Here is a 4,847-nt window from a genome sequence, read left to right on the forward strand (position 1 = left end):
GCTGTTCGGTTTTATTGTTCCTGTTATCGTTTTGCAGTATGAACTTATGCGCTTGCAGCTGGAGTTTTCTTGGAGTAATTTGCTGCTGGCCCAAAGCATAACGCCGATTACTAAGCTGGCTTATACTGCTCCGGTGCTGTTTGGTTTGTTTGCGGTAGTGGCCGGTATTTACCAGGCGCGACTGGCGTGGCACAAGAAAAATCTTAATGCCTTGGTGGAAGAGAGAACTTTTTTTATTGATCAATTGCTGGATCACAGTCCGAATCTTTTCTTTTACGAAGATAAATAAGGACGGTTATTGGGATGTAATAAAGCGTATGAACAGGCGTTTCAGGTACGCCGGGAGGAGCTCATCGGCAGGACGGTTTTAGAGATGGCCCATATCTCCCCGGAGGAAGCGAAGGATTACTACGAGGAGCAGCGCGAGGTTATTGCTTCAGGTGCGATGATGTATCGTCAAGTGCCGCGCCGTTTTGCAGACGGCAGTATCCATGAGCTGCTGTATTGGGTTTCCGGCTTTCGCCTGCCTGACGGCAGCCCTGGCGGCCTGATGGGAACCATTGTGGACGTGAGCGAGCTCAAGAAGAAAGAAGAAGAGCTGAGCCAGGCTCACGAGGAGGCGCAAGAGGCCTTGCAAGCCAAATCACTCTTTCTGGCCAACATCAGCCATGAGATTCGCACGCCGATGAATGCCATTATCGGCATGGCGTACTTGGCTTTGAAAACCGATTTGAATGATAAGCAGCGGGACTATGTGGAGAAAATCCACAATGCCGGCACGTCGCTGTTAGCGATTATTAATGATCTTTTGGATTTTTCCAAAATGGAAGCGGATAAGATGCATCTGGAGCAGGCGGAATTTGCCCTGCAAGGCGTATTGGATCAGGTGGTGACGCTGACGAGCCGTCAGGCCCAGCTCAAGGAACTGGAAATTTTGTACCGCGTGGCGCCGGATGTGCCGGAGTACCTGTTAGGGGATTCGCTGCGCTTAGGACAGGTGCTGACCAACTTGGTCAATAATGCCGTCAAATTTACGGAGAGCGGCGAGATTGTGCTTGATATTCAAAACATACGCCGTACTGGCGATCGGGTGCAGCTCCAGTTTTCGGTCAAGGATACAGGCATTGGCATGTCCAAGGAGCAGCAGGGAAGGCTGTTTCAGCCGTTTACGCAAGGGGATAGCTCTACAACCCGCAAGCATGGAGGCAGCGGCCTGGGCCTTACGATCAGCAAGAAGCTGGTAGAGCTCATGGGCGGCCAGATGTGGGTGGAAAGTCAGCCCGGACGAGGGAGTACGTTTTTCTTTTCTATTTGGCTGGGTGTGGGCGCTGAAGTCATTCGTTCGCGGGTGCCTAAAGGACTGGAAGAAAAACGGCTGCTGGTGGTGGACGATAATCAGGCCGCCCGGGAAATCCTGGCGGATCATTTAAAATCTCTGCGCTTTACGGTGGATACGGCGGAATCCGGTTCTGAAGCGTTAAAACGAGTGGAAGAAGCCGATGAAGCGCACCAGCCGTATGCAGCGGTATTTATGGATTGGCAGATGCCTCAGCTTAACGGGCTGGAGACGACGCGGCAATTACGAAAAACGCCGCTTCAAGAACCGGCGCCGGAAGTGGTGCTGGTGACTGCCTTTGAAAAGGACAAGGCCGAGGAGGAAGCGAAGCAATGCGGCATTGAGACGGTGCTGATTAAGCCTGTAGGACCGTCGGTATTATTTGATACGATGGTGCGCCTGTTGGCGGAAGAGTCGGTGATCGAGGAAAGCTATCGAGGAGACGAACCGGAAAAGGATTATCATTTGCAGGGTGTGCGGGTTCTTTTGGTGGAGGACAATCTTATCAATCAGCAAATCGCCGTAGAATTGCTGCATCGGCAGAATGTGTATGTGGAGGTAGTAGGCAACGGGCTGTTGGCGGTGGAGCGTATTGAAGCGGTGCCGCCGGATATCTTGCCGTATGATGCCATTTTGATGGATGTCCATATGCCGGTGATGGATGGCTTTGAGGCGACAAAACGAATTCGTCAGTGTAATCAAGAGGTTCCTATTATCGCCATGACAGCCCGGGCTATGGCTAACGAAAGAGAGCTCTGTCTGCAGTTAGGGATGAATGCGCATTTGCCGAAACCCATTGATTACCATTTGTTATATTCAACGCTGGCCTACTGGACAGCCGGTAAGGGCAGGGCGTTGGCGCGGCGGGAGCCGGCAGTGCAGGGAAAGGAGGTCAAGGGGATGGAAAAGCTCGCAGGATTGAATGTGCAAGAGGCGTTGCAGCGGCTTCTCGGCAATGAAGAATTGTACCAAAAGCTATTGCAGGAGTTCGCCTTAGACCAGGAGACGGCGGTTATGGCAGCGCAGGAAGCCATGCTGCAGGAGAACTGGGAAGTGGCGGTGCGTACGGCGCATACCCTGAAAGGGTCGGCGGCTAATTTGGGCGCTATGGCTTTGTCTAAAGCGGCGGCGCAGCTGGAGATGGCCTTGCGTGCGAAAGACGCCTCGCCCGAATTGTTCCAGCAAGCGCAAGAGGAATTGCAGCGCGTTCTATCTTCCATCCAAGAAGCCTGGCCTTCTAAAGCAACCGAAGAATCGGCTCAGGAAGCCGGCGAAGAGGCATGGCTCCAGGCGGAACCGGAGCTGGGAGAATTGCGGCGTCTTTTAGGGGAGTTTGACAGCGAGGCGGAAGAGTATTTTCAAGCGCATAAAAAGAGCTGGGCGCCGTTGTTTGACGCCATGGAATTTTCTCGGTTAGAGCAGCTGTTACGGCGTTTTGAATTGGAGGATGCGCTGGCGCAGCTAAACCACTTGTGTGAGAGAAGGTGTAAGCTGTGACAGCGGAAAAGCCGGTTGTGCTGGTTGTTGATGATGCGCCCGACAATATTGCTCTGGCAAGTTCGTTGTTAAAGTCGGAGTATAAGGTCAAAGTGGCTACCAATGGAGCCAAGGCGTTGCAGATTGTAAAGCAGGCGGCGCCGGACTTGATTTTGCTGGATGTAATGATGCCGGTGCTGGATGGCTACGAAACTTGTCGACAGTTGCAGGCCGATCCGGTGCTGGCGGACATTCCCGTCATTTTTCTTACGGCGCGGCAGGAGCAGGAGGATGAGGCGAAAGGGCTGGCTTTAGGAGCGGTGGACTATATTACCAAGCCGCTCAATCCGGCTATTTTGCTGTCCCGGGTTAAGACGCATATTAAGCTGCATCAAGCACAGCAGTTTTTTCGGGATAAAGCCAGTTATCTGGAAGCGGAAGTAGCTAGGCGCATGAAGGAAATCTCTTTGATTCAAGAGGTTTCCATTGTGGCCATGGCTTCCTTGGCGGAGACGCGCAGCAAGGAAACAGGGGCGCATATTCAGCGCACCGCGGCGTATGTGCGGGAGCTGGCGTTGTTTTTGCAAAACCGGCGCGGCTATCGGGATGTGTTGACGCCCGAAAACATTCAGCTCTTGGTGCGCTCAGCGCCTTTGCATGATATCGGCAAAGTGGGTATTCCTGATAGCATTTTGCTCAAGCCAGGCAAGCTGACGGTGGAAGAGTTTGCGGTAATGAAAACCCATGCCGCCATCGGGAGGGATGCCATCCGGCGGGCGGAGCTTTTGCTGGGAACGGAAGAAAGCTTTTTGCAGTTTGCTAAGGAAATAGCGCAAGGTCACCATGAAAAATGGGATGGCAGCGGCTATCCGGACGGCTTGGCTGGCGAGGATATTCCTCTGTCCGCCCGCTTGATGGCTCTGGCGGATGTATATGACGCCTTAATCAGCCGGCGGGTATATAACCCGTACCCCCATTCTACGGCGGTGCGCATGATCGAAGCCGAATCAGGCACGCATTTTGATCCGGTGGTAGTGGAAGCCTTCTTGGCGTTGGAAGGGCGTTTCTTGGAAATCGCCGAAGCGATGCGGGATATAAAACTAGACTAAGCATCGCCTTAGCGCGGTATCCTTGTCGAAACAAGAAGATTCTCGACTCAAAAAAAGACGACTTGCAGGGAAATACGGAAACTCGTTGTGCTCAAACAACCGTATTTCTACTCCTGCAAGTCGTCGCTTTTTTGTCCTGCGGACCGTCTCGCCTCTAAAAGTTTCGCCAAGCACACCGTGCCGGGGCTGGCTTTTCTAAGACAGTATGTTTCTGCGGGCATTGCGAGCATTAGCTCTCTGGTGTCATGAAAAGTATGGGAACTTACAAGAACAGCTCTCGCAGTTCTGCTTCGCTCAATTTGCCCAGGAAATTCTCGCCCGGTTGAATGACGGAGTCGATCATTTCCTTTTTGCGCTCCTGCAGGGCGTAGATTTTTTCTTCGATGGTGTTCTTGGCGATAAGCTTATAGACCTGGACGGATTGCTTTTGCCCGATGCGATAAGCTCGGTCGGTGGCCTGGTCTTCGACAGCCGGATTCCACCAGGGGTCATAGTGGATGACCATGTCCGCGCCGGTGAGGTTGAGGCCTGTGCCGCCGGCTTTTAGGGAGATGAGAAACACCGATTTTTCACCGCTGTTGAAGGCGTTTACCAGCCGCAGGCGTTCTTGGGCGGGGGTGGCGCCGTCCAGGTAGAAGCAGTCGATGCCCTCCTTGGCCAGATGCTGGCGGATGAGATCGAGCATGCCTGTGAACTGAGAGAACAGCAGCATCCGGTGGCCGCCTTCAAGGGCGTCTTGGAGCAGCTCGTGCAAGAGGTCCAGTTTGCCGCTGCCGCCGCGATAATCGTCAAGAAAGAGCGCCGGATGACAGCAGAGCTGGCGCAGGCGCGTGAGAAGCGCCAGGACTTTGATGCGGCCTTGTTCGAAACCTTGAGCCGTGAGTTCTTCTTGCATTTCCTGGCGGGCCTTAGCCAGCCCGGCGGCG

The 4,847-nt window shown here is 53.5% G+C and carries 4 protein-coding genes; 3 read left to right on the forward strand and 1 reads right to left on the reverse strand.

Going from position 1 to position 4,847, the window contains the following annotated elements:
- The 3 genes from PHF27_RS13335 to PHF27_RS13345 all read left to right on the forward strand — a co-directional run.
- A partial coding sequence (locus PHF27_RS13335) for a hypothetical protein (protein WP_300071079.1) occupies positions 1 to 289 on the forward strand: 289 nt, incomplete at its 5' end.
- 9 nt (positions 290 to 298) lie between these two features.
- The gene (locus tag PHF27_RS13340) at positions 299 to 2,833 is read left to right on the forward strand and encodes a response regulator (protein WP_300071081.1); all 2,535 of its coding nucleotides are present in this window, start codon (positions 299 to 301) and stop codon (positions 2,831 to 2,833) included.
- Positions 2,830 to 3,921 carry a two-component system response regulator gene (locus PHF27_RS13345; RefSeq protein ID WP_300071084.1) on the forward strand — a complete coding sequence of 364 codons (1,092 nt, stop codon included), beginning with the start codon at positions 2,830 to 2,832 and terminating at the stop codon, positions 3,919 to 3,921. The genes PHF27_RS13340 and PHF27_RS13345 overlap by 4 nt, the downstream gene beginning before the upstream one ends.
- Positions 3,922 to 4,183: 262 nt before the next feature.
- Here PHF27_RS13345 and PHF27_RS13350 read toward each other — a convergent pair.
- Positions 4,184 to 4,847: C-terminal helicase domain-containing protein (locus PHF27_RS13350; protein WP_300071086.1), on the reverse strand; the 664-nt coding region annotated here is incomplete at its 5' end.

Source organism: Anaeromusa sp. (assembly GCF_028691475.1).
GTDB lineage: Bacteria > Bacillota > Negativicutes > Anaeromusales > Anaeromusaceae > Anaeromusa.